Below are 2,533 nucleotides of genomic sequence, written 5' to 3'. Positions count from 1 at the left end.
AAGGGGTTGTATTTGTAGGTCATGGTTAAATCTCCGTATGGTTCATACGGAATAGCCACGTCGTAAAAAATACGCAGAGTCCCTGAAGTGACCTCCGGCAGGACACTGTCTTAGGCACTCTGTGATAACCCGAACGGTCGTCTCCGGACTGACGATTGAATTCCCGGCGTTGTTTTTTTTAATGTAAAAAACCGGTTACGGATAAGGCGTGGCGAGGGAGCTATCGTGATACGCAAAAAGAAGTGCAGTGACTGTGGTAACGCAATTACTCATAATACAGTTTGTTGCCCGTATTGTGGCGCTGTCGACCCCTTCGGTTATTACCGGAAGACCGATCGTCTGCTCTGTTTACTGACGTTACTGCTGGTGCTGATTCTGGTTACCGTTTCAGGCGTCAGTGTATTTGTACTGTTGCAGTAGGTTACAGGGGAGGGATTATCAGGAATCGGCGGGGCAGAGCGACCCGCTGCGTTTGTTGTGCCAGACAGTAACGCACCGGCTCCCTGCAAAATGGTACCTGAATCAATCACAGTCAGGTATTCCGCCAATCCGTGATCGAATCGAGCGGAATACTCAGCCCCGACAAATACGAGTCCCCTTCAGAAGATACAGGCCGGTAATGCCTGAACGCCTGCCCCTCTGTACACCATTCCCTTTTGATTTCAAATTATTTGTTGTCGCTATACCGCTTAACGCTCCCGGTATTATCCTGGTTCCCGACAACAGCTTTGCGACAAAAAGAATCGCACAGAGCAGATAACACCTGGTGCAACTCCGCTGTGATTACCGAACGTTCAGGTGACATATTTCCAGACAGAAGCCGGAACGCGATCGTAAAGTTTGTTCATGGTTAGTTCTGCCAGCCGGTGATCGACCGCAGAGTTGAAGGCTTCCAGCTCCGCAGGAGTAAGTTTATAACGTGTGTGGGAAATCACTTTTTCCAGTGTCTCCCGGGATGAACAACGACGGAACTGATACAGCCAGTCTTCTTTGGTTTTAACTTCCATTAGCCTCTCATTACTTTATGCTGCGGTTAACAGGATGCTGTCAGCATACCGCACCAGCCTGGCATTCTGGTACCCTCCCCAAACTCATTACTCCCGTGCCACCACTTAACCGGTCTCTCAGACTGTCACTCACCAGGTCGGATACGTTTACCGCTCAGACGGATGCTTAATGCACTCTGTTCACGTGTGTTGCAGGTACGTTTTATATACGCAGGTTATACGACAGCTATCCGAGATAACCCTGTGGGTACAACGCAATCTGTTGCTACTGCGTTCTCATGCCCACTGATCGTACTCACAGTGTTTATTTCACATATATGAACTCATGTATTTGATCTCATGTGTTTCATGTGTTTGATCTCTCTCTTATATATTTAATACCAATCAGACAGTCTTATCCCATCGGTGATACCTGTCGCCTGCCCGCCGGACACGGGCTGCCCCACCGTAACCGCCCCGTAAATAACTCTGCAATTATCAGAACGACGGCTCTTCCCCTCATCCTCCCGAAAAGCATCCCTTCTCTGTCGTGCGTACGCGCGGGAAGCATCGTTTCGCGGTAGCCACCGGGTATCTCAGCATCATGCCCCCTGTTTATCTCCCGGCAGGAATATTCCCCTACTCATTTTTTACGTTTCTCCCCGGTTGTTATGCCGGTGAAGGTGGTGCGTTGTTTTCATCACCAACGCCGGTTGAGATTAACAACATCCGGAGGAACATTTTCATGATCACCCCAGTTTCGCTGATGGATGACCAGATGGTCGACATGGCATTTATCACTCAACTGACCGGCTTAACCGATAAGTGGTTTTACAAACTCATCAAGGATGGTGACTTTCCTGCGCTCATCAAAATGGGCCGCAGCTCCCGATGGCTGAAAAGCGAAGTGGAAGCCTGGCTGCAGGCGCGTATTGCACAATCCCGTCCGTAATTCTTAACCGTTCATCTGCAGCAGACGCAGTCTCCGGCCTGCCGGCGGCATTCTGCTGCCTGTTATCCCCCGTGAGGAATATGAAAATGAAACCACAGTATCAGACCCGTTACGAGCTGCTCCACGAAAGCTACCAGAAATGGCTGACCGGCTTCACCCGGCACGCCGTATCCTGGGGCGTGTGTCATCCGAATATCTACTACTTCCATAATCTGACGCCCGGTTGGGTGTCATTCAATGGTGAAAAACCGGAGATTGCCATCGTACCCCAGAGCCTGCACCGGCTGATTTATGGCCCTGACAAACGGGCCACGCCGCCCCTGGATGATGATCTGATTGTGAATTTATGCACCAGTGAACATCTGCTGGTTCATCATCCGATGCTGGAAGGCATTCTCCTGTCTGAATGTGAACGTCTGAGGCAGCGTTCTCTGGCAAATAAACTGATCAGCCTCTTCCGTCAGTTTGGTGGCACGGAGTTGCACCTCAAACTGGTCTGGCTTTGCTGGCTTGATTTAATGACCGGAAACAGCCTTGAAGACTGGAAAGAGAACCTGAAACGGAAATCAGAAAAAGAGCTGGAGGAATGGATCAT

The 2,533-nt window shown here is 50.1% G+C and carries 4 protein-coding genes; 3 read left to right on the top strand and 1 reads right to left on the bottom strand.

The window, feature by feature from the left end; all coding sequences use genetic code 11:
- The first annotated feature begins 222 nt into the window (after positions 1-222).
- Positions 223-420 carry a hypothetical protein gene (locus ACJHX3_RS24620; RefSeq protein WP_094322019.1) on the top strand — a complete coding sequence of 66 codons (198 nt, stop codon included), beginning with the start codon at positions 223-225 and terminating at the stop codon, positions 418-420.
- A 374-nt stretch (positions 421-794) separates the two neighbouring features.
- On the opposite strand, the gene hha is transcribed toward ACJHX3_RS24620, so the two are convergent.
- Complete coding sequence (gene hha / locus ACJHX3_RS24615; protein WP_000453333.1) at positions 795-1,007, bottom strand: hemolysin expression modulator Hha; 213 nt, start codon at positions 1,005-1,007, stop codon at positions 795-797.
- A gap of 724 nt (positions 1,008-1,731) precedes the next feature.
- Between hha and ACJHX3_RS24610 the strand changes: the two genes are divergently transcribed.
- Complete coding sequence (locus ACJHX3_RS24610) at positions 1,732-1,938, top strand: helix-turn-helix transcriptional regulator (protein WP_029702218.1); 207 nt, start codon at positions 1,732-1,734, stop codon at positions 1,936-1,938.
- An 86-nt stretch (positions 1,939-2,024) separates the two neighbouring features.
- Positions 2,025-2,533 (top strand): hypothetical protein (locus ACJHX3_RS24605; protein ID WP_410236237.1); only part of this gene is annotated, 509 nt, incomplete at its 3' end.

Source organism: Escherichia sp. WS1265, from assembly GCF_046487585.1.
Classification (GTDB): Bacteria; Pseudomonadota; Gammaproteobacteria; order Enterobacterales; family Enterobacteriaceae; genus Escherichia; species Escherichia coli.
This window is presented reverse-complemented; position numbering and strand designations above follow the sequence as displayed.